At 44.7% G+C, this 21,313-nt stretch carries 22 protein-coding genes and 7 tRNA genes; 8 read left to right on the forward strand and 21 right to left on the reverse strand.

Going from position 1 to position 21,313, the window contains the following annotated elements; genetic code table 11:
• The first annotated feature begins 256 nt into the window (after nt 1–256).
• Nucleotides 257–1,519: an InlB B-repeat-containing protein gene (locus tag BUA79_RS12765; protein ID WP_242941677.1), complete on the forward strand. Its 1,263-nt coding sequence runs from the start codon at nt 257–259 to the stop codon at nt 1,517–1,519.
• 364 nt (nt 1,520–1,883) lie between these two features.
• On the opposite strand, the gene BUA79_RS09305 is transcribed toward BUA79_RS12765, so the two are convergent.
• The 3 genes from BUA79_RS09305 to BUA79_RS09315 all read right to left on the reverse strand — a co-directional run bounded on the left by BUA79_RS09305 (nt 1,884) and on the right by BUA79_RS09315 (nt 3,360).
• Complete coding sequence (locus BUA79_RS09305) at nt 1,884–2,084, reverse strand: MerR family transcriptional regulator (RefSeq protein WP_073994164.1); 201 nt, start codon at nt 2,082–2,084, stop codon at nt 1,884–1,886.
• Between the two features lie 50 nt (nt 2,085–2,134).
• The gene (locus BUA79_RS09310; protein ID WP_073994165.1) at nt 2,135–2,863 is read right to left on the reverse strand and encodes a hypothetical protein; all 729 of its coding nucleotides are present in this window, start codon (nt 2,861–2,863) and stop codon (nt 2,135–2,137) included.
• A 417-nt stretch (nt 2,864–3,280) separates the two neighbouring features.
• Nucleotides 3,281–3,360 (reverse strand) — tRNA-Leu (locus BUA79_RS09315).
• 160 nt (nt 3,361–3,520) lie between these two features.
• On the opposite strand from BUA79_RS09315, the gene BUA79_RS09320 reads away from it, so the two are divergent.
• Entirely contained in the window at nt 3,521–5,044 is a 1,524-nt protein-coding gene (locus BUA79_RS09320) for a hypothetical protein (protein WP_073994166.1), read from the forward strand.
• A gap of 195 nt (nt 5,045–5,239) precedes the next feature.
• Nucleotides 5,240–6,256, forward strand: coding sequence for a trigger factor (locus BUA79_RS09325; RefSeq protein ID WP_178138579.1), 1,017 nt, complete (start codon nt 5,240–5,242; stop codon nt 6,254–6,256).
• A gap of 44 nt (nt 6,257–6,300) precedes the next feature.
• Here the strand turns inward: BUA79_RS09325 and BUA79_RS09330 are convergent, their stop codons facing one another.
• Entirely contained in the window at nt 6,301–7,065 is a 765-nt protein-coding gene (locus BUA79_RS09330; RefSeq protein WP_073994168.1) for a sugar phosphate isomerase/epimerase family protein, read from the reverse strand.
• Nucleotides 7,066–7,193: 128 nt separating this feature from the next.
• On the opposite strand from BUA79_RS09330, the gene BUA79_RS09335 reads away from it, so the two are divergent.
• Complete coding sequence (locus tag BUA79_RS09335; RefSeq protein ID WP_073994169.1) at nt 7,194–9,539, forward strand: ABC transporter ATP-binding protein/permease; 2,346 nt, start codon at nt 7,194–7,196, stop codon at nt 9,537–9,539.
• 60 nt (nt 9,540–9,599) lie between these two features.
• Nucleotides 9,600–9,734 (forward strand): hypothetical protein, encoded by a 135-nt coding sequence (locus BUA79_RS12820; RefSeq protein ID WP_278308918.1) that lies wholly within the window; start codon nt 9,600–9,602, stop codon nt 9,732–9,734.
• Between the two features lie 225 nt (nt 9,735–9,959).
• On the opposite strand, the gene BUA79_RS12575 is transcribed toward BUA79_RS12820, so the two are convergent.
• Nucleotides 9,960–10,118, reverse strand: a complete 159-nt coding sequence (locus tag BUA79_RS12575) for a hypothetical protein (RefSeq protein WP_178138580.1) — start codon at nt 10,116–10,118, stop codon at nt 9,960–9,962.
• A gap of 459 nt (nt 10,119–10,577) precedes the next feature.
• The gene (locus tag BUA79_RS12580; RefSeq protein WP_073994170.1) at nt 10,578–10,793 is read right to left on the reverse strand and encodes a hypothetical protein; all 216 of its coding nucleotides are present in this window, start codon (nt 10,791–10,793) and stop codon (nt 10,578–10,580) included.
• A gap of 146 nt (nt 10,794–10,939) precedes the next feature.
• Here BUA79_RS12580 and BUA79_RS12285 point away from each other — a divergent pair, with 146 nt between their 5' ends.
• Nucleotides 10,940–11,269, forward strand: coding sequence for a tyrosine-type recombinase/integrase (locus BUA79_RS12285; RefSeq protein WP_242941678.1), 330 nt, complete (start codon nt 10,940–10,942; stop codon nt 11,267–11,269).
• Between the two features lie 191 nt (nt 11,270–11,460).
• Entirely contained in the window at nt 11,461–11,949 is a 489-nt protein-coding gene (locus BUA79_RS09350) for a QueT transporter family protein (protein WP_073994171.1), read from the forward strand.
• On the opposite strand, the gene BUA79_RS09355 is transcribed toward BUA79_RS09350, so the two are convergent.
• From BUA79_RS09355 to BUA79_RS09415, 13 genes are all read right to left on the reverse strand, one after another.
• Nucleotides 11,938–13,434 (reverse strand): GH25 family lysozyme, encoded by a 1,497-nt coding sequence (locus BUA79_RS09355; protein WP_073994172.1) that lies wholly within the window; start codon nt 13,432–13,434, stop codon nt 11,938–11,940. The genes BUA79_RS09350 and BUA79_RS09355 overlap by 12 nt on opposite strands.
• Nucleotides 13,431–14,111: a thiamine diphosphokinase gene (locus tag BUA79_RS09360; protein ID WP_073994173.1), complete on the reverse strand. Its 681-nt coding sequence runs from the start codon at nt 14,109–14,111 to the stop codon at nt 13,431–13,433. The genes BUA79_RS09355 and BUA79_RS09360 overlap by 4 nt, the downstream gene beginning before the upstream one ends.
• A 41-nt stretch (nt 14,112–14,152) precedes the next feature.
• Nucleotides 14,153–14,815: a vWA domain-containing protein gene (locus tag BUA79_RS09365; RefSeq protein WP_073994174.1), complete on the reverse strand. Its 663-nt coding sequence runs from the start codon at nt 14,813–14,815 to the stop codon at nt 14,153–14,155.
• A gap of 77 nt (nt 14,816–14,892) precedes the next feature.
• Nucleotides 14,893–15,891, reverse strand: coding sequence for a macro domain-containing protein (locus BUA79_RS09370; RefSeq protein ID WP_073994175.1), 999 nt, complete (start codon nt 15,889–15,891; stop codon nt 14,893–14,895).
• Nucleotides 15,892–16,045: 154 nt separating this feature from the next.
• Nucleotides 16,046–16,118, reverse strand: a tRNA-Lys gene (locus BUA79_RS09375).
• A 32-nt stretch (nt 16,119–16,150) separates the two neighbouring features.
• A tRNA-Gln gene (locus tag BUA79_RS09380) sits at nt 16,151–16,222 on the reverse strand.
• A 15-nt stretch (nt 16,223–16,237) separates the two neighbouring features.
• A tRNA-His gene (locus BUA79_RS09385) sits at nt 16,238–16,311 on the reverse strand.
• Between the two features lie 7 nt (nt 16,312–16,318).
• Nucleotides 16,319–16,392: transfer RNA gene (locus BUA79_RS09390), tRNA-Arg, on the reverse strand.
• A gap of 31 nt (nt 16,393–16,423) precedes the next feature.
• Nucleotides 16,424–16,494, reverse strand: a tRNA-Gly gene (locus BUA79_RS09395).
• Between the two features lie 7 nt (nt 16,495–16,501).
• A tRNA-Pro gene (locus tag BUA79_RS09400) sits at nt 16,502–16,576 on the reverse strand.
• Nucleotides 16,577–16,642: 66 nt separating this feature from the next.
• Complete coding sequence (gene rdgB, locus BUA79_RS09405; protein ID WP_073994176.1) at nt 16,643–17,257, reverse strand: RdgB/HAM1 family non-canonical purine NTP pyrophosphatase; 615 nt, start codon at nt 17,255–17,257, stop codon at nt 16,643–16,645.
• Nucleotides 17,258–17,261: 4 nt separating this feature from the next.
• A complete protein-coding gene (locus BUA79_RS09410) occupies nt 17,262–18,413 on the reverse strand; it encodes a THUMP domain-containing class I SAM-dependent RNA methyltransferase (protein ID WP_073994177.1) in 1,152 nt (383 codons plus the stop codon).
• 289 nt (nt 18,414–18,702) lie between these two features.
• Nucleotides 18,703–19,140, reverse strand: a complete 438-nt coding sequence (locus BUA79_RS09415; protein WP_073994178.1) for an HAAS signaling domain-containing protein — start codon at nt 19,138–19,140, stop codon at nt 18,703–18,705.
• Between the two features lie 166 nt (nt 19,141–19,306).
• Between BUA79_RS09415 and BUA79_RS09420 the strand changes: the two genes are divergently transcribed.
• Entirely contained in the window at nt 19,307–19,477 is a 171-nt protein-coding gene (locus BUA79_RS09420) for a DUF362 domain-containing protein (RefSeq protein ID WP_073994179.1), read from the forward strand.
• 45 nt (nt 19,478–19,522) lie between these two features.
• On the opposite strand, the gene dnaB is transcribed toward BUA79_RS09420, so the two are convergent.
• On the reverse strand, nt 19,523–20,851 hold the full coding sequence (gene dnaB / locus BUA79_RS09425) for a replicative DNA helicase (protein WP_073994180.1): 1,329 nt from the start codon (nt 20,849–20,851) through the stop codon (nt 19,523–19,525).
• Between the two features lie 14 nt (nt 20,852–20,865).
• Complete coding sequence (gene rplI / locus BUA79_RS09430) at nt 20,866–21,312, reverse strand: 50S ribosomal protein L9 (protein ID WP_073994181.1); 447 nt, start codon at nt 21,310–21,312, stop codon at nt 20,866–20,868.
• Nucleotide 21,313 lies beyond the last annotated feature (1 nt).

A 21,313-nucleotide genomic window follows, 5' to 3' on the forward strand; every position in this document is an offset into this window, starting at 1 on the left:
TGTATACACAGGGTTATGATTGCTTTTTTTGTTTTTTACCTTATGGGTAATAATTGCAAAGGGGGGATTGTATAAGGACCAGTGCAACTGAATTAAAATTGATTACGAAACTAAAAGTGGATTTTCAGCTTAAAGAAAAGGGGTATTTATGAAGAAAAAACTCAAAAAGTTATTTGGATCAATATTTTCGGTATGTTTAATGCTCGCGTTACTGTCGGGGAATGTTTTTGCAGCTGACTTTGAACAAAGCGACTTCATGCGGTATTGGTCGTATTTAGAATATGGAGCGTATAATGTCGAAGGATTTGTTAGCGAGCAATGGTTGCAAACGGAATACAGTGAAGTTTATGATACCAGATTGGTAGTCGGAGGTACAGGTGGTATAGGCGGCACCAATTATGATTTATACGAAATGGAAAATGGCATAGAAAAATCACTACCTGAAAGCAGCATTGGCATCACCCAGAATTTATCCCTTGTAAATGGGGGGAGATATGTAAAACTGCAGTATGTTGTCCGTAACACATCTGAGTTACCACAAATCATTTCGCTAGGATCTTATGCAGATGTTATGATAGGTGATGATGATTATGCATCTATAACAGCATTTGGGGATGGGTCTGGATTTTATATGACAGGAGACAGCCCTGTAGATGCCCAGTTTAATTTCATTGGAAAAAATGCATATGGCGTTACAGATGTGGATACATTTTGGTTTGGATATTATGGTGACAGACTGACTAATCTGTTTAATCAGACCTCAGCTACATCTTTAACAGACACAGACAGTGGATTTGCTTTTTCCTGGAAGGACAGAACTATTCCGGCTGGGGCATCCCAAAGCTTTTCGATTCTGATTGGTGTGGGTAACGTAAACAGTGCCCCGACAATTAAAGTCACAACTCCGCTTGAAACGTTTGGTAACGCAGTAAAGGGAGGGACATATTCATTTTCAGGTACTGTATCAGATACTGAAAATACGCCCGGAACAAATGTATATTATGCCATTGATAGCAACGAACCTGTTCTGGCTTATACCTTTAGCGGAACGCCGGGAGAGTTCAATGCATCCATCCTTTTGCCAGCCGACATCTCTCTGGGTCAGCATACAGTCAACTTTTATGCACAGGACTCTGACGGAGCAATCTCGTCAGTTGTTGCAAGGACAATTTTAGTGGTTGAACAGTACACTGTGACATTTGAAAGCAATGGAGGTTCAGCGTTTGCTCCGTTGACCGGAATAGTTCCGGGTTCAACCATAACAGTTACAACGGCTCCTACCAGGAGCGGCTATACGTTTGCGGGATGGTATAAAGATGCCTCATTTGCAAATGTTTGGAATTTTGCTACAGACACTGTGACAGCTAATACAACTCTTTATGCAAAGTGGACTGCAACTGCCGCAGCAGTTAAAACAGGAGATGCCAGCCCGATAATACCATTGGTTATTTTAATTGGTGCCTCGATGACAGCTGCAGGAGTATCCCTGAGAAAATATAAATCAAAGTGGACGAAATAATCCAAACATAAGGTTGTAATATATACGATTGTAATTAGGAAACTGTTTATCAGAAATGGTAAACAGTTTCTTTTGTGAACTGCTCGCTAGAGTACCCGACACCATAAACAAAGCGTTCCTATCCAACAATCATTAAATTCTTTTATCATCTTTTGCACAAGTACTGAGCATAAAAACAAGACAAACGAGAAGAATTTTCTCTTATACAAAATTATTTTGAATCAAACTGGATTCACCAAAAACCAGCGCTACAACCCCTGGTTTTATTAGGTTATAGCGTTATTTTTTGTCACTCAAACTCAATGTCTCGATTCATGACACGAATCCAAAATAATTTTTTCATCGGAACGCTCAGGCAAAATAGTTATAGGTATCCCAATTTGATTTTTCTCATGATATATCCAATGACTGCCTGTTTTGAAACGTGCCACACTCTGCCTTCTCTGCATGCCTTTATCTCACCAGAGGATAAAATCCTGTATACCTGATTCATTCCAATTCTTAACCTTCCGTTGAGCTCTTCCGGGGTTACTACGCTTTCGTATTCTTTGAAATTCGTTATCATCCTCCTGCACACTTTATTTACAGGGATGTTCTCTATCAGAAGCCTTACTTTTAATAGATATTTAATTCTTTTTTGACTTTTCGCATTGTTTCATACCAATCAGCAAATAAACTGTGTGTTCCTTTGGTTTTCTGTGGGTGAAGAAACGAAATTACGGGTGTCTCTTTTCCACCAAATCTTGTGTAGTAATAGTTTATATCCACTGCTTTCTCATTTTCAATACCCTTAATAGCCTTTTCATTCATTTGCCACCCTGACGTCTTATCCCGATCCAGCACATGCTCATATAATAGGTCAGCATTCTTTCCTTCTCCACGCCCACAGCAAACTATTACGTCTGGCTGATAGAGGTTTAACTGTTCCTGTATAAATTCTGCATCCTGCATGACAAAAGCTGCTATTTCAGCTTTATCTGCGCTTGATTTGCCATCTTGCTTTTTAAGATTTATCGCACATATTTTAGGCAGATACTCTAATTTACACGCCTTCGATATCGTCTTTGGATATTCTTCTTCGTCTTCTAACAAAGCCTTGGTATAGCGAACGATATTATTCCAAGTTTTCCAATATGTGCTGCTTCCCCCTTCTCTCAAAAATTTTCTCAAATCATTGTCAGCATGTCCATCTAATCTGTCTGTATCTTTTAATACATAACAGATTTTTATTTTTTGCTTGTTCCACTCTGTTTCTTCTACAATGCCATCTTTAATAAACGGTTTATAGTTGCTCTCTGTCTGCCATCGGTCAAATAACTCTTCTTCCTTCTCATTTATGCTCATTTTTGCTGCCCCCTCCTCGAATAATAGTTTTTGCAAGAAAATATTTATGATAATTATTGGGATGACAGCCTTGCACCCTGTTGTTCTTTTTTATTCTTACTTTGCTTAGCCTTCAGGTTTATTCTTTCAGAACAAGTTCCCTTTGGGATCCCAATTTATTGTTTCTTGATTTTCATATTCGACTGCTGCCTTCTTTGAATTTAAACATCCCAAAAAATATTACCACCCAAGGAAGGGGCAATTTTATTCATTAATAACGGGCAATCAGGGGTTTTCCCGGTTTTGGCCCCACATGAATTATCCAGCTACTTTTCACCAAAAGAAATGGATTATTTTCTATTTGTGGTCAAAACTGTGGTCAAGACATAAAAAAAAGGCCCTGGCACCTTCCTACAAGGTGCCAAAACCCTTGAATAATGCGGATGACAGGACTTGAACCTGCACGGTCTCCCACCAGATCCTAAGTCTGGCGCGTCTGCCAATTCCGCCACATCCGCAGTTGAACAGTCAGAGAAATTTTATCATAATCATGCATTCTTGTCAATGAATCTTGATTTTGTCATTGACATTTTTGTGTCAACTATCTTGACAAGCTTGTGATATAATATTAATGTGAAGATATGATGCGGCCTGTGATAAATTATTGAGGTGAGTACTATGAAATTCAATGAAAAACTTGACTTTTTGATGACTGTCACAAAAACATCCAATAGCGCCCTTTCTCTGTACACATCCGTAGATGCTTCCTATATAAGTCGCTTGCGCAGGGGAGAAAGACGGCTCCCCAGAAACGAGAACTTCAGCCGGAAAATGTCGGAGTATCTGGCAGGTCACTTTGCCTCTCCCATTCAGAAGAGGACTCTTTTTGAAACACTGGGCTATGAACTGAAGGCGGAGACCGAGCAGGGTCTTTCCAGCCTTATATATCAATGGCTCATGACGGACGATTCTGATAATCCGTCTCTTTCGCATGGTTATTTTTCTGACTTTCCGGAAATTGAATTTCGAAAAAAGCCCGACACAACCGACAGCCGTTTCAGCCCTCCAAATCCCAGGGATACAGGCACTTCCGTTTATCTGGGAAACGAAGGCAAGCGGGCGGCTTTCTTATGTTTCCTTTCCCAGCTAATCGAAGAAAAAAAGCCCCAGACAGTACTGTTTTTCAGTGATGAGGATGCTGCGTGGTCAATAGAAGATCCCAAATTCATCTCCCAATGGCAGGAGATGATGCTGCAGATTATCGGTAACGGACATAAAATCATTGTTATTCACAATCTTCAGAGCCCGTTGGATGAACTTGTAAAAGTCTGCGACTGTTGGCTTCCCCTCCAGCTTACCGGCAGCGTATCTGCATATTATTGTCCACTGGCCCGGGATGGGATTTTCAGGCGAACCATGTATATTGCCCCCGAGAATTCCGTATTATTTTCTTCCGGTGTACGCGGAAACACCGGCCCTCATTCAAATATTCTGATGAACGATAAGGAAATTGTCTCTTCTTTTGAAGAGGAATTTTATCAGTTCCTCAAGATGTGCAGACACCTCTTCTGGGTGGTCAGGCCGAACTCACTGGAGTCCCTGATCCATATGATTATGGAATTTGACAAAGAACCCGCTGACACCACTGTGCGGTCCGGATACCTTACCATAAATACGATGTCACAGGCATTATTTGAAAGTATTGTTTCCAATCGCTTCGACAGGAAAGATTTCTTTCTGGACTTTTTCAGCCGCTGGAAGGTTTCCTTCCGCAAGCTGATGAGGACCCATGTTTATAGTGAAATACTGCATCTGCCCTCTGTTGAAACAATAAAGGAGGGAAAACTCAAGATTGTTTTCTCCGAACTGGCAAACGGCACCCCTCTTTATTATACGGTGGAGGAATGCATCCAGCACCTTGGAAACATGATACATATGCTGAAAACCAACGACAATTATCATCTATATCTTACCGGGGAATCAAGGCTTAATAACGGGTTCCTTTATTTCAAGGACAACTTCGGCGCCTTGATCCTGAATGCTTCCGTGCCGCCTGCCATCAGTCTGACGGATGAAGACACGACCCTGGCGGTCATCCACACTATTTTATCCGCACACTCGAACATGTTCTCCTACCCCGAACCGCTGAGAAAGGATGCAATCGAAAAACTGCAGAAAACCATTGATAATCTCAGGAAATGACACTTTGTGATTTTTTCGTGTTTTGGGTTTAATTACATGGAAAAATGTGGTATAAATAGGGATAACATTTCAAAAAAATAAAATTAATAGAAAGTTGAGAAGAACATGAAAAAAATCATTTTAATTACAACTCTCTGTCTTTCCTTGGTGTTTTCCTTGGCCGCCTGTGGCGGATCCTCGAATTCAGCATTCACAATGGGAAATTATGACAAACTTGAAGTCGCAAAGGCAGACGTAGAAATCCAGGAGACCGCCGTTGACGATTATATTAATTCCCTGCTGCAAAGCGCGGCAACGACCAGCTCGGTTACAGAAGGCACCGTTGCAGACGGGGATACCCTGAACATCAATTACACAGGATACGTGGATGGCGCAACCTTTGATGGTGGTTCCGCAGAAGGCGCCTCCCTCACAATAGGCTCTGGCACATTTATTGATGGTTTTGAATCCGGTCTCATCGGCGTCGCAATTGGAAGCACCGTCACCCTGAACCTTACTTTCCCGGACCCTTACTCAAGCAACACCGATTTATCCGGAAAAGCCGTTACTTTTGACGTAACCGTTAATTCAAAAAATGTGTCAATCGTTCCGGAGCTTACGGATGCGTGGGTTGCAGAAAACGCTGCCAACTTTACCACAGATGCCCTTACTACGACGGATGAGCTCCGTGCCTTTGCAAGAAAACAGCTGGAAGATGACGCCCTTAAGTCCGCTACGTGGAATGCTCTCTGGGCACTTGGATCCATGAGCTCGTACGATGAAAAAGAAGTTGCTACCCTTGTGGATCAGGAAGTAACCTATTATGAAGATTCCATTTCTTCAAGTTATGGTATGAAGCTTGCTGATTATCTTACCCTAGTCGGTCAGACACAGGAAGAATTCGAGGCAACCATCACCGATGGTGTAAAAGAATATATGCTGCGCAAGAAGATCATTGAATATGTAGCAGAACAGGAAAAGGTGTCCGTAAGCAGTGACGAATACGAAGCATCACTCCAGGAATATGCTGATTATTATAAATATGATTCCGTATCTGCAATGACGGATGATGTTGTTCCGCTTTTCCTGGATCAGATCAGGCTTTCTCTCCTTTCCGATAAGGTTTACGAAGTAATAAAAGGGAACGTCAAAGTTGTTGAATCCACGGATGCAGAAACGACAACGGCTGCCGATGAAACAACAGCCGCCGCAGAAACAACCGCTGCTGAATAAAGCAAAAGGACTTCAGCCTTTCATTAAGGTTGAAGTCCTTTTTTCTAAAAATCGTTATCTTTGAGCCACTCCATGGACGCTACGGCATCTTCATATCTATTCATCTCCAACGTCCAACCCACATCCGGAAATCTGCTCCGCAGGATGTCGAGCGTCTCCTTCATCGGTATCGTTCCTTCAGAAAGAATGCTGTGCTGGTCTCTCCAGCCATTGTTGTTATGTATGTGGATGTGCTTTACCCGGTCCCCCATTTCTCTGGCCCAGCTGTTTATGACCGGCCTCTTGGAAAAACAGTTTGCATGACCAATGTCCAGGCAGAATCCAAATGCCGGATGATTGACCCTGTCAATGACTTCTGCGATGGGTTCCGGATTGTTATCCAATACATTTTCAAGATACACTTTTACCTTGTCATCCTTATCAGCCAGAAATTCCTTCCAGAACAAAACGGAATTGTCTCTCCAGCTGGACTCAAAGTAAACGGAAGGAATAAAGCAGGTATGGAATACAATGTATTTTCCACCCAGAGCATTGATGCTGTCATAGGCATCCTGAAATCTCTTCATGGTAACTTCCCTAATCCGGACATCAAAGCTTGCTGGGGAAAGGTCAATGAATGGACCATGGGCAGAAAATGGCACCATATCAATCAGCGGACCCATTCTGTCTCTGTAGTTGGCGACAGAACTTTCCTTTTTGTCCAGCGAGTGTCCGATGGAAAACTCAATCGTCTCAACTCCAAACCGGTAGGACTCTGCCAAACGTATGATTTCTTCGTCTTCAAATAAATGAGATAAATAGATATTCATAATTTCTTCACTTTCCGTTAATAATGATTAAATCATACCACAATCTGCCAACGTTGACACCCCCTCATCGTTACTATATAATTTTTGTACAACAACAGGCCTGAGCCTGAATAAGGAGTATCACTAAAATGCTTGAGTTGAAAAATATTAGAAAAACCTATCATATTGGAGATATTGAAACAAAAGCCATTGATGACATAAGTGTTTCTTTCCGGGAAAAAGAGTTCGTCTCCATCCTTGGAACCAGCGGTTCGGGGAAGACCACCTGTCTGAATATTATCGGCGGACTCGACCGGTATGATTCCGGCGAGCTGGTTATCAAGGGAAAGAAGACTTCTTCCTTTAAAGACAAGGACTGGGACGCCTACCGGAACAATTCCGTTGGCTTCATTTTCCAAAGCTATAATCTGATTCTGCACCTGAGCATCGTGGCCAACGTAGAACTGGGTATGACCTTAAGCGGCATGTCCGCAGGCGAGCGACACAAAAAAGCTATCGATGTGCTGACACGCGTTGGCCTCAAGGAACATCTTCACAAAAAACCCGGCCAGCTTTCAGGCGGTCAGATGCAGCGTGTTGCCATAGCAAGAGCTTTGGCCAACGACCCGGAAATACTTCTTTGTGACGAGCCTACCGGAGCCCTGGACACCACCACCAGCGGACAGATCATGGACCTGATTCGGGAAGTGGCAAAGGACAGACTGGTCATCATGGTCACCCACAATCCGGATATCGCCCAAAAATATTCTGACCGAATCATACGTTTCCAGGACGGTAAAATCATATCCGACACCAACCCCTACGAGGCACAGGCGGAAGATTCCGTCTTCAATCTTCGCAAAACCAGCATGAGTTTTTTTACCGCTCTTAAGATTTCCTTTAACAATATCCGGACAAAAAAAGGTAGGACTTTTCTGACTGCTTTGGCCTCCAGTATAGGAATTATCGGAATTGCCGTTATCCTGAGCCTTTCCTCTGGATTCAAGGTGCAGATTGACAAATTCCAAAGCGATGCCATGGCGGAATTTCCTATTATCATTTCTCAGTCAGCTGCAGAAATCAATGCTGAAAACATTGCCTCCATGCAGTCGGAGATGCAGGATTCTATGATGGGGACCCAGGAATATGTGCAGTCGGACAAGGCTTTTCTGTATGATCCTTCCGAAAGCGTTTTTATGCACAAGAACCTTTTGACGGATGAATACCTTGGTTATCTGGACAATATCGATCCGGAAATTTGCAGCGGAATCGGGTATACCTATACTGTTTCCATGAACATGCTGCGGGATGTGGACGGTACTGTCACTCCTATAAGCCTCAATTCCAAGAGCTCATCGACCTCCGTCATGTCTTCTGGTGCGAATGCCACGGGACTCTCTTCCTACCCTGAACTTCTAAAAGGCGAGGGGAAAACCTATCTGGAAAGAACCTACGAATTATTGGACGGCTCTTATCCAACAGATGCAACGGACATAGTCCTTGTGGTGGATACCCGAAACCGCATTGACAAGAAAATCCTTCAGGGTCTGGGCTTTGAAACAGAGAACTTAGACAGTGTCAGCTTCGATAAAATCGTCGGAACAGAATTCAAAATCATCACCAATAACAATTATTACGTAAAAACCCCCTTCGGCACATATATCCCGGGACAGGATTACAATGCCATGTATGCTGCAGACGGGAATATTTCTGTAAAGATTTCCGGTGTCATACGGGTAAAAGATGGGGAAACAGGCATCCTGAATCCCGGAATTGCATACAGCGACAGCCTTTCCAAAATGATTATCGAAAGCAGTAAAGACTCCGAAATCGTAGCTGCGCAGAAAGCAAGCGATACAAATGTCATGACCACGGAAAAGCTGGACGAAGCGTCGAAGACTTCCCTCCTCTCCTATTTGGGAGGAAATGCCGCACCTTATATGGTAATGTTATATCCGGATAATTTCGAAGACAAAGACGCAATAATCGCCTACCTGGATGAATATAATAAAGATTTAAAAACCGACGATCAGATAGTCTATACGGACCTGGCGGCCACCATGTCCTCCATGACGGGAGGCATTATGGATGGCATCACCATCGTGCTGATTGCCTTTGCCGGCATCTCTCTGGTAGTCAGTCTTATAATGATCTGCATCATAACCTATACCTCTGTGCTGGAACGAACAAAGGAAATCGGGATACTGAGGGCTCTTGGTGCAAGAAAAAAGGATATCACACGGGTATTTGACGCAGAAACCTGTATCCTGGGAATCTTCTCCGGTCTCCTGGGAATCCTCATCGCCTGGCTGCTGACCTTCCCGATCAACATTATTTTATTTAACCTGACAGAACTCAAAGGCGTTGCCCGGCTGGATCCCAGATATGCCATATTCCTGGTCGTGCTGAGCACCGTCCTGACCATTTTGGGCGGGCACATACCCGCACGTATGGCTTCCAAAAAGGATGCCGTGGAAGCTTTACGAAGCGAATAATACAAAAGGAAGCACTCCAGTTTTCGGAAGTGCTTCCTCTTTTTTTGTTATTACCATTTTATGAATACCAGAAGATCCATGTTCTTGAAGGTCGATTTGCCAGATCCATCCTCATTCATGCTATTTAACTGGAATGGATGCCAGCCCCAGATTGACCACCTGCACCCCTTCGTATCCTTCCCTTTGCCGCTGTAAGAGGTGTGGTGTGAAGTTCCGAAAATGCTTTGCTTATTCCACGTTCAATTTTGATTCCGTTTTTTTTCCAGCGACAACCTGTTGAAATAGCCTGATAATAGAGCATAAAGCGAAGGAAGATCTCTTCAATGTTAGTTTAATGCCGTTTCGAGCATATAAAAAGCACTCTTTCGGATGCATTCTTAACATGAAAATACCACCTGATCATTTTACTGATTGGTGGTATTACTCTTCGACTAATTCAAAAGCGTCTGTAGGATATAAGTAATCCTCATCTTCTTCATCCATCACCCTGTAACAATTATGCTCTGTTGCTGTTGCTTCGTATATTTTTCCATTAATTAAAGCAACTGGGTCGCTTTCTCCTAAATATTTAACTTTCATCAAAATACCTCTTAACTTTTATTTTGACTCTACCAGTTTCTTTTGATTCAAACCAGTATAGTTCAGAATGTTTTGAAATTCCTTGTATATCGACATACCCATCACCGCGAACTTTTTCCCATTCAGCTTCTGGTACGCCATCTTGATTGCTAAGATATTTTGCAACCTTTATTAGTTTCTTTGTTCCCTTGCCTGCAAGTGTTACAACATTGGTTATTTTTCTACCTTCTGATATTTTTGCTGTTTTACCGTTTGGTGACCTTATGTTGTCCCTAAAGACTGCAGTGCCTAGATTTTTTCCAATTTTTATATCTCTTTCACTTATTATAACATTTTCAATCGGATTTTAAAGCCTTTTTTCGGTTTGCCAGTCTTTCACCTTAGCATCATACTTCTTGATGTTCCCGAGATCCAGGGAACCTTCTTTCAACCGCTTGTACTTCTAGATGTCCTGGTTGATTACTGCCTCACTGCGTGCTTTCTCATAGCCTTCCCCCGCTCGCTTTTATCCATGAGCTCCGGCTCTTCATTGATACCTTCAAAGAAAGTGCTCATTGTTTGCCGGCGATTAGGATGGTAAAGATTCCCGGCTATTGCTGTACTGAATCCCCATTCTTTCCTTCGTTCCTCCTCACTCATCAGATATACGCGCTTATTGGCTGTCCTTACCGCCATCCTTGAATACGAAGCAATATTGACATTCTTTCCATCTGCCTTAAGGCTGCGTTTTGAGCCTGCTCATATCATTATTTATAGCGTTAATCAATTTATTCAGCTTCTCATTATTGCCTTGGATGAAATCATCGAAAGGAGTGCTTTTAATGAATTTAAAGCCTTTTCCCCCTGCTTCCTTAACTTCCTTGTCAACCCTACGGCCACCCTCGAGATATTGTGGTCTCTATCCTACCACTGTTTATAATGCTTTCGTAACTCTGTGCAGAAGGAATGACATTCCTGTCATCCGGTTTCACGACCTGCGGCATAGCTTTGCCACCCTTATGCTGGAATCTGGAGAAATCGACATTAAGACGGTCTCCAACATGCTGGGCCATGCAAAAGTTTCTACCACCCAGGAGATCTATCAGCATGTAACGCCAAAAATGAAGGAAGACCTCTCTAATGTAATAGAATCAACCTTCTTCGGCATTTAAAACTTCTAATGAAAAAGCAGAAAACTTCTAATGAACTTCTAATGAACTACTTTTTATTCGATGAATTATTTGAACTGGAAAAATCAAAAAGTCCGCAAAAATGCACTTTACATTGAACCATCTGTACCCTATAATACCGGTAGTGTGTTCGAGACCTTCCACACGTAAAACAAAACTAAAGGAGATTTATTATGAAAAACAAAAAAGTGCTCTACCTCACGCAGGCAGCAATAATTGCTGCCCTTTACATCGTCTTGACATTCCTGGCAAATGCCTTTGGGCTTGCCTCAGGGTCTATTCAGATCCGATTGTCAGAAGCTTTGACAATCCTTCCCTTCTTTACACCCGCAGCTATACCCGGACTTTTTATCGGATGCCTTCTGAGTAACGTCCTCACAGGCTGTGTTCTGCTGGACATAATTTTTGGCAGTATCGCCACCCTGATTGGAGCCGTTGGTTCCTATCTGCTCAGGAAAAATAAGTACCTTGTGCCCATTCCTCCAATTGTGGCCAATGCTGTCATCGTCCCCTTCGTATTGATATATGGATATGGCCTGCCTTCAGCTTCTTTCCCATTTTTCGTGGTGACCGTTGCAATCGGAGAAATCATTTCCTGCGGTGTTCTGGGACTTCTGCTCTTAAAAGCCCTGAACAAGCACAGGACTACTTTATTTGGTTAGATAGCTGCTTAACGCGTAGAGGGTCTGACCCCCATACGTGACCCTGGACCAACCAGTGGTCAGGCCATCTCCCGCATAGGCTGTTCTAGTTACAAACTCCCCATTTTTCAGGGTATACACGACCACACTGTTCCCGCCTGCCTCCGGAAGAGTTCGTAAATTCACCTCTTCTTTTGCCGTAACCTGCTCATTGACCTCTGTCACATTATATCCGGTGAAAGGGTCCAGAACCTGCGTTTCTGTAGGCGTTTGCTGGGTTGCAGCCGGTTCCGCAGATGTCGTCAAAAGACTGCTGACAGCATAGAGGGTCTGACCCCCGTAGATGACTTTTGACCAGCCGTTGGTTCCAATGGCAACTCTTTGTATGAATTCTCCATTCTTTAAAGTATAAACTACCGTACCGGAATCAGCTGAGTTTGGTGATGTCCTGAGATTGGTCTCGCTTTTGGCGGTTACCTGCTCGTTGACTGCCGTGTACGGATCATATACTGTGGTTTGCGCCGTCGGCGCGGTCACTTCAGATGCTCCTCCGGCTATCTTGGCCTCCGCATCGGAGCTGAATCCAAAATAAGCTACGTTCATATCCACATATCCTGAGATCCCGTTTACGATTCCCTTATTGGTATACTGCCACATTGCGTGGTCTCCGCTATATGAAGAAGTCATGCCGGATGAATAGGCAGTTCCCGGGTATTGGGCAACCCATATTTTATATCCGGATGCAATCCGCTGAGTATCCCAGCTGGCGGAACCCGTAAGCTCACTGCCGCCTGCGTAAAACATCGGGATATAGCCTTTGTTTTTCACGTATTCCAGGAAAGCAAGAGCATTATCTGTTCTTTCTGCATTTGTCATTCCATGCATTCTGCTGTCTGACGCCGTAAAATCCTCACAATTATAGACAACGGGGTATGTAATCTTATAGGTTCCGATCAAATCCGTCACCCAAGCTGCCTCCTCAACGGCTTCCTCTGTCGACACCGCAGTGGAGAAAAAATATACCCCTGTTTTAATACCGGCTTTTGCCGCCTGCTGCAGGTTGTACTTTGCATAAGCATCCTCGCAGATTGTCCCGTTTCCGTCAGTACGATATCCAATCCGGATCATTGCAAACTCTATGCCTGCTTTTTTGACTGCAGTCCAGTCGATTTTCCCCTGCCACTTGGACACGTCGATTCCATAGGTTATTCCCGAAACGGAATAATCATTATTTGAGGCCCCCAGGTTCGCTGCGCTGACCTCCACTCCCACGTTCCCTCCGGCGGCAACAGGCTGTGGATCCTCGCCTCCGTCCAAGGTATCGGTGGATTCTTCCTGCGAACTGGTGCTATCCCCGGATTCGGTTCCGCTGGTTTCCTCGTTATTTGCCAAAGTTGTACCTGCAGTATCATTTTTATCCGTTTTTCCGGAAGCTAGGACAATGGCAGTTATGATGACAATAAGAGCCAACAGGCCTGCCGCCGAAATAAATATTTTCTTTCTCATTTGTATCCTTCCTGATCTGGTGCATCTTTTATCCATTCTTTAATGCCGTCCAATGTTTCGTTCCACATGATCACGATGGAACCCTCTGCGACTGACACGTCGCTTTCCATTCCAATAAATTCATTGCTGATTCCAAGGGGCCTGCTGCGGGTCAGTCTGGCATCACTCAGCTCATACTTCAAACCGGTCAGAGTAACCCCTTTCGCAGTGTCGCATGCCGCAAAAACGGATATGATACCCTCCTTTTCATGGCCAAAGTGCATTTCCCCATTTTCCACTACTGTGACTGCCATGTCCTCCCCGTACAAAAATCCTCTGCCGCCTTGACCGGCAATGAACGCAAGTACCTGGATATTGGCATACGTATGATCCAGCCGACCGCCCATTCCTCCGAGGATGATAAACCTCCGATAGCCCCGGTCCAGTCCTTCCTGAACCGCCAGCATCATATCCGTGTCATCCTTTTCCTTCGGATGGACGACCAGATTGGGGTGCTGGGGAATCTCTTCGATAGAATCAAAGTCCCCCAGCACAATATCCGCCTTAACCCCCAGGTCCTGCAGATATGCAAAGCCCCCATCCGCAGCAATAACGCAATCTCCGGAGTCCGGCACAATACTCATCTGCATGATATCCGAAATCTGTCCGGCTCCGAAAATATAACATATATTATTCATTCTAGCCTCCCCGGCTTCTTTATGGCATGTTCATTTTTTTCTTATTTTGACTTCTTCCTGCCGCCCCGCGCATTAAAATCTTTCTCGATCCCAGCCTTCCAGTCCGAACTCAATGCCCGGTTCTGCCTTATCCCGCTGACTGTATCACTTAGAATCCGGTAATTCAATCGCACGCCTTCCGGATCCGCCAGAAAATCGGCCGCGCGATCCGCCCCGATTCCAAACTTTTCAGCTGTTGATACGGCATCAATATTGGCACCCAGAAAAATGAATTCCCAGGCATATTTTTCTTTCTGTCTTCCAATCATTGCTCTGACTTTGGAATAGGTGTATTCCACACTGGCATTCTCCATACCGTCCGTAGTGATGACCACCAGAACCTTGTCTGCCCTGCGGTCCTCTGGAAGACTCCTCTGCCTGTTTCCAACCCTGTGTATGGTTTTACCCACTGCATCCAAAAGGGCCGTACATCCCCTGACATAGTACTCATGGTGCGTGATGGGGAGGATTTCCCGGATGTCCAGTCTGTCGTGCAGGACCTCATACTCATTATCAAAAAGGATTGTTGTTACGAATGCTTCCCCCGGTTCTTCCTTCTGTTTCTTCAGCAGAGCATTATACCCTCCGATTGTGTCATTCTCCAGCCCGCCCATGGAGCCGCTTCTATCCAGTATAAATACCAATTCCGTTCTGTCTGTCTTCATTTCGTTATCCTCCTTATATATTTATAATGTAAGGATAACCGTTTTTGGCTTTCAGCAGGTCGCCTCCCATGCGACAATTATCTTCCCAGGACCGGCTGCCCAAAAGCAAACAGGGCTTCATTGACTTCAAAAATATTATGATTTTCCTTCTCAATAAAATACTTGATAATGACATCCGATTTATTGCTGTTTGAGAGGGTATATCCGGCCTTTCCCATAAGATCAAGGGTCTCATCCAGATTCAGCTTCAAGGCAATGGACAGGGCGATAGCCGTGGCTCTTCCCGGCTTGTAATGTGCATCGCTTCGGATCTTGGAGAAGAGCTTTCTGTCAAGATTTGCTTTCTTATAAACCTCCGTATCAGCCATCTTCTTCTCGTCTATCAGGCGCAGCATCGCAGCCGAAAATGTCTCATCCAGATGCTCCACGACATCCTCCAGGCTTCGTTTGCTGCTTGACAGAATATATTCAGCGACCTTCGGTTTTGACTCCTGGGCATACTCAAATTCCTGTACCCTGCTGCCCGTATCTTTTCGTGCCGCATTTTCTACATAATTTGCATCAATATATTCCCTGATGGAAGATGTCAGCTTTTCGCTTAACGAAAAAGCCTTTTCATCAAAAACGACCAGATAGACCATCATATCGTGCTCAAGCAGGAATTCTCCTATGGCAGATATCGCCACATGTATTGCCTGGTCTTTCGGATATCCATAAATCCCCGATGATACCAATGGAAACGCGACTGATTGGCAGCGGTTTTCTTCTGCCAGTACAAGGGCACTTGTGTAGGCGCTATGCAACAGCTGTTTTTCATTATCTCCGCCTCCCATCCAGATGGGGCCAACAGCATGAATTATATATCGGGCCGGGAGGGCATATCCGCCTGTGATCACTGATTTTCCTGTTTCGCACCCGCCAATTCGGTCACACTCTGCCTGCAGCTTCTCGGCACCCGCAGCTGAAAAAATCGCCCCGCAGACACCGCCGCCCATCTTAAGGCGGGTGTTTGCAGCATTTACAATGGCATCTACCTTCATATTGGTGATATCGTTCCTCACTATCTCAAATGGCAAAATTCTCTCCCCTTTCTCAAATACAAAAGGGCCGGCCAGGCCGGCTTTAGTTCTAATTCTACCACTTTTTCTATTCTATTCAAGCCCTCTGCCGCGAATCAGCATAAAAAAAATGCCCGGAACCTAACTGCTTTAAGTCCCAAACATCTTATAATGAGCCATCGGAGATTCGAACCCCGGACAACTTGATTAAAAGTCAAGTGCTCTACCGACTGAGCTAATGGCCCCTGTTATATATAAAACAAGTTTTTGCAGGCAACAGGGCTAGCTGGATTTGAACCAGCGAATGCAGGAGTCAAAGTCCTGTGCCTTACCGCTTGGCGATAGCCCTAAACAGGTAAAACAGGGTGGATAATGGGATTCGAACCCATGGCCTCCAGAGCCACAATCTGGCGCGCTAACCAACTGCGCTATACCCACCATAAAATGTGCCCGAAGGGATTCGAACCCCCGACCTACGGCTTAGAAGGCCGTTGCTCTATCCAGCTGAGCTACGAACACACATTTTTTCTGCAAAAAGGGTTAATGCAAAAGCGGGTAGCGGGAATCGAACCCGCGTATCTAGCTTGGAAGGCTAGTGTTCTACCATTGAACTACACCCGCATAACAGTCGGGGTGACAGGATTCGAACCTGCGACCTCTTGATCCCAAATCAAGCGCTCTAGCCAAGCTGAGCCACACCCCGGTACATTTTTCTTTTGCAATGCAAGAGCTATTATATACTAGGAATTTTTTATTGTCAACTTGTTTTTCAAAGTTTTTTTCCTTCGTTTTCAATAGCCCCTAATATCTCTCCCATCCGGCAGAGAGCATTGTATCTGTGGCTTATTTTGTTCTTCAGTTCCGAAGGCATTTCCCCAAGCGTCTGGGCAAACTCCGGGATAAATACAATGGGGTCGTATCCGAACCCATTGCTTCCTTTTTCCTCATACGCAATCAGACCCTCCACCGTGCCTCTTGTGGTAACGATTCTTCCATCAGGAAAAGCTGTTGCAATTGCGCAGACAAACCGTGCGCTCCTTTGATCTCCCACGGCACCGGAAAGCCTCTCGATGATATTTTTGTTCTTAATGGAGTAATCCGTGGTCTCCCCCATGTACCTGGCGGAATATACCCCGGGCGCCTTGTCGAGATAATCCACTTCCAGCCCCGAATCATCCGCCATGACGATGGCACCTGTTATTTCCATTATAGCGCGGGCCTTTATCGCGGCATTCTCTTCAAAGGTGCTTCCCGTCTCCTCCACGTCAATCTGAATTCCCTCGTCTTTCAGGGAGGTCATGTCCACCCTGAAATCAAAGCCGGACAGAATCTCCCTTACCTCTCTTAATTTATCCTGATTATTCGTCGCAAATATTATCTTCATTCCGTTACCTGTCTTTTCTCTTCGGAGGTTTCGGTCCCGGGAACTGGTAGAAATAGGTCTTGATCATTCCATTGTATATTTTCCTGTTCTTGGCTGCTTTCATTCCCATATCTTTTTCTGCCTGTTCGTAAGAGGTTATGACATATGCCGACCAGCTGTCCAGGCTGCGTATTCTTTCACCCAGTTCCTTATACAGGGCCGGAAGACCCTCGCGATCTTCAAGCCTTTCCCCGTACGGAGGATTGGTGATCAGAAATCCATATTTTTTGGGATGGCTGAGCTGGGAAAGTGGTCTCTCCTGAAAATGAATCAGGTGCTCCACCCCTGCATCAGCAGCGTTCTGTCTGGCCGCCTTTATGATGCTTCCGTCGATGTCGTATCCCTGGATATCTACCTCGATATTGGTATCGATCATTTCATTGGCTTCATCCATTGCATCCTGCCATGTTTTGACCGGAATAATGTTTTCCCACTTTTGGGCGAGGAAGGATCTGTTCAGGCCGGGCGCAATATTGGCTGCCATCATGGCCGCTTCAATGGGAAAGGTTCCGCTCCCACAGAAAGGATCCACCAGAATCCGATCCTTGTTCCACGGAGTGAGAAGAATAAGGGCTGCCGCCAGAGTTTCCGATATAGGTGCCTTGGATGCGAGTTTTCTGTATCCCCGCTTGTGGAGGGAGTCTCCGGTCGTATCCAGGGCCACGGTAACCTCATCCTTCATGAGGAAAATCCTGACCGGATATTCATTGCCCGTCTCCTCAAACCACTCGGTACGGTATACGCCCTTTAGAGCCTCCACCATGGCCTTTTTTGCAATGCTCTGTATGTCCGAGGGGCTGAACAGTTTGCTCTTGATGGAGCTTGCCTTGGTTACCCAGAATTTCCCATCTTTAGGGATGAACTCTTCCCATCGGATGGCCTTTATGCCTTCAAACAGCTCATCGTAGGTAGTCGCTTGAAACCGGGCTACTTTTATCATGATTCTTTCTGTAGTCCTCAAATTTATGTTGGCTCTGCAGACGGCCTCTTCATCTCCGATGAAGGTAACCTTTCCGTCCTCCACCTGGGAGATTTCGTATCCTAAGTCCTGTATCTCGTTTTTCAGCACGGATTCCAGTCCAAAATGGCAGGGTGCTATCAATTCATATCTTGTCATATTTCCTCATTTCATTTTCTTTATTGTGTTGCAGTTATAGTATTATATATCAGAAACATGTTGACGCAGTAAACAACTTTATCCTAAATAATAGATAAATAATTTCTTCTTTTATTATTTTAATTGTTGCATTTCTACAATCTTGATTTTGCGGATTAGTTTTTTATTGTTTTTTTATTACCTGTGTAATATAATCAGCTTGTAAAGGAATTTGTTTCTTTTACAAACAACCCCTTATTATTTATTTATACTCCCCTCAAACAGTCTAGTGGCTCCCCTCTAGACTGTTTTACTTTTGTCTGAGAACATTGACCAGAGCGATTATCACAAGAATCACAAATAAAGGCAGGGCAATCTGAACCAGAATGGTAATGGCTCCTCCGATAAGCAGGAGCAGCAGGATAACTGCCACAACCGCAAACACTATGCCAAGCAGCTTTCCATACCAGGTGTTGACCCCGGATACCCTCCAGGATCTCTTTTCTTCCTGGTGGTAGGTTTCCCCTTCAGAATATGCCGTTCCCATCCTTTCCTTCGCGTCCAGAATCGTTTTCGCAATAAGTTCCGGAGCTCCCAGATTGTCTATGATTTCCTCTTCCTTCTTGCCCGTCCGCTTCTCGCCTTCAATATACTCATTATAATACTCCCGCTGTGACTTGATTTCTCCTGCAGAAGCAGCTCCTGCCAGGGCTTCCTCCAGCAGCTTCAAAAATTCATCTTTTCTCATATTATACCCCACGTTACCATGTAAGAAGTTCTTATACGATTATACTCCATAAGCAATCTTTCAGTCAACAAACCTTGCCCCGGAAGTAGAGGAAGGAATTTTCTGCTTGTATTCTCAAAGTATTTATATTAGAATAAGTTTAATTTATATATAAGGAGGAGTTATCATGGCACGTATAATTACTGACGCTTGTGTAAGCTGTGGTGCATGTGCACCTGAATGTCCAACAAACGCGATTTCAGAAGGCGATGGAAAATTTGAAATTGACGCAGCTGAATGCATCGATTGCGGCGCTTGCGAATCTGTATGTCCTACAGGCGCAATTGAACAGGCATAATACTAATTAAAATAAAACAATCCCGTTTGAATGCGGGATTGTTTTTTATTGTTCTCGATTGACAAATTTTGTAAAGTCAGCCTGCCACATAAGCTTTATAGTGCCTACCGGACCATTTCTCTGCTTCGCAATAATTACTTCTGCCACGCTCTTATCTTCCGTGTCCGGATGGTAATACTCATCCCTGTATAGGAACATAACGACATCGGCATCCTGCTCTATGGCTCCCGAGTCCCTCAGATCCGAAAGCATGGGTCTGCGGTCCTGCCTCTGTTCCAATGCTCTGTTCAGCTGGGACAAGGCGATAATCGGCACATTCAGTTCTCTGGCCAGCCCTTTGAGCGCTCTTGAAATATCCGATATTTCCTGCTGCCTGTTATCCGATCTTTTGCCTCCGGACATAAGCTGCAGGTAATCAATGACAATAAGCTGGATGTCATTTTCCAGCTTGAACTTGCGGCACTTAGTCCTCATTTCCGCCACGCCGATGCTGGGCGTGTCATCAATGACCAGCTTCGAATTGCCGATTACGTTTGCGGAATCAATCAGCTTCTCCCAGTCCGATTCCGAGAGCTTTCCCGTGCGGATTGCCTGGGAATCCACCCGGGACTCCTGGGCAAAGAGCCTGTTTACCAGCTGCTCTTTTGACATTTCAAGACTGAATATCGCCACACCCATATTCTTTTTGAAAGCCAGATGTTCGGCGATATTCAATACAAAGGCGGTCTTTCCCATGGAGGGGCGGGCCGCTATCAGCACCAGATCGGAGGGCTGGAGACCGGCGGTCTTGTAATCCAGATCCGTAAAGCCCGTGGGCACCCCCGTGACAATGCTCTTGGATTTGGATGCTTCCTCGATTTTGTCCAAAACGTTCATTACAATCTGCCGGATGGTTATAAAGGAATTCTCCGAATTGGTCTGAATCAGCCCAAAAACCCTTCTCTCCGTCTCATTCAGGATATTTTCAAGGCTGTCCCTGCCCATATAGCATTCATTGGAAATCTCGTCGGTTATCTTAATGATTCTGCGCAGCATTGCCTTTTCATGCACAATTTCCGCATAATGCTTTATATTCGCAGAAGTAGGAACCGCCTCAAGGAGCTCTTTTATGAACTCGATTCCAGCCAGCTCCGGAGGAACATCCTTCTCTTTCAGTTTATTATTCAGTGTAATAAGGTCTACGGGTTTTCCCTGATTATACATTTCGACCATGGCATCAAAAACAACTCCATACTGTCTCCCATAGAAATCATCCGCAACCAGGATTTCCGAGGCTTTCGCCACGGCATCCTCATCCATCATCATGGATCCGATGACCGATTTTTCAGCTTCGACACTATGCGGCAGCACTCTTTTAATCAGAGCTTCATCCATTTGTTTCCTCCATACTATTCTTCCACGACTTTAACGGTCAGTTGAGCTGTTACATCCTTGTGCAGCTTAACTGTCACGGTGTGCGTCCCCAGTGTTTTGATTGGATTCTCCAGGACCATTTTCTTTTTATCAATCTCCAGCTTCAGCTGGTCCGTCACGGCCTTTGCGATTTCTTTGGTGGATACGGACCCAAAGGACCTTCCGCCTTCTCCGGTTTTTATGGCCAGAACCACCGGTTTCTCCTCTATCTTCGCAGCGAGGGCCTTTGCCTCCTCCAGCATTTCCTGAGCCAGCTTCTTGTCATGTTCTTTCTGCAGCCTCAGATCGTTGATATTTTTAGCGGTCGCCTCAACTCCCAGCTTCTTTGGCAGGATGAAGTTCCTTGCGTAGCCGTCACTCACCTTGATGACTTCCCCTTTTTTTCCCAGTTTTTTCACATCTTCCAATAAAATAACATCCATG

It is taken from the genome of Parasporobacterium paucivorans DSM 15970 (assembly GCF_900141895.1).
Classification (GTDB): Bacteria; Bacillota; Clostridia; order Lachnospirales; family Lachnospiraceae; genus Parasporobacterium; species Parasporobacterium paucivorans.